This window comes from Streptomyces sparsus, from assembly GCF_054776295.1.
In genome coordinates this window covers 1-928 of the sequence record NZ_BAAHCA010001374.1, presented here as the reverse complement: position 1 = coordinate 928, position 928 = coordinate 1, and the positions used below count along the sequence as shown (strand labels likewise).

The 928-nt window shown below is 71.3% G+C and carries 2 protein-coding genes; both read left to right on the top strand.

The window, feature by feature from the left end:
• Positions 1-283 (top strand): dihydrofolate reductase family protein (locus tag ACYVE9_RS28530; RefSeq protein ID WP_461030778.1); only part of this gene is annotated, 283 nt, incomplete at its 5' end.
• 115 nt (positions 284-398) lie between these two features.
• Positions 399-866 (top strand): indole-3-glycerol phosphate synthase, encoded by a 468-nt coding sequence (locus tag ACYVE9_RS28525; RefSeq protein WP_461030777.1) that lies wholly within the window; start codon positions 399-401, stop codon positions 864-866.
• Positions 867-928: the final 62 nt, after the last annotated feature.

Sequence of the window (928 nt, the reverse complement as noted above, 5' to 3'; positions counted from 1 at the left end):
GGCAGCGGTGGACCCCGCCCGGGTGCCGCCGCTGCTCGCCGAGCGCGGACTGGTCCGGCTGCTCACCGAGGGCGGCCCCCGGGTGCTCGCCCAGTTCACCGCGGCCGGAGTGCTGGACGAGCTGTGCCTGACCGTGTCGCCGCGGGTCGCCGCCGGCGACGCCGAACGCATCACGAGCGGCGCCACGCTGGCCGCCCCGGACGACTTCGCGCTGGAGGCCGTGCTGGAGGAGACCGGATACCTGTTCACCCGTTACCGCCGGATCCGTCAAACAGCGGAATGAAGCATTCCGTTTGTCTTCGGTCAGGCACACTGAAGAACGCGCACCCCGTGGGAACACGGGGCAGGATGGTTTCTGCCCGTCTCGGGCGGGAGCCGCGAGAAGAAGGGCACCCGCAGTGTTCACGAGTGTGTTGATGATCGAGAAGCCGCTGGTGTCGGCAGACGTGGAGCTCGTGACGACCCTGCACGGCGAGGAGCCCGTCTCCTTCGTGGTCCTGATGCAGCCGCGCGGTGACCAGGACCGGCTGCTGCGGGCTCTCGATGACGTCGCCCTCGGCGAACTCGGCGACGCCGTCCAGGAGGGCGACGAGCCGGAGGGGAACGAGGCACTGCCCCCGGCACGACGGGCGCTGGAGCACTCGCTGGCGTCACTGCGCGACGCGGGCGCCGAAGCAGTCGGCCAGATCATCGAACGGCACCCGCTGGACCTGCTCACCTCCGTCGTCGAACAGACCGGCGCCGACGAGGTCATCGTGCTGACCGCCCCGCACCTCGTCGAGGAGTTCTTCCACCGCGACTGGGCGTCCCGGGCCCGTCACAAGGTGGGCGTGCCAGTGCTCAAACTGTTCGCCCACACCGACTGACCGTTCGCGCACCCCGACGGAGCGGGCCGCGGCCGCGGGCCACGGCCCGCAGCCGGCGCGGG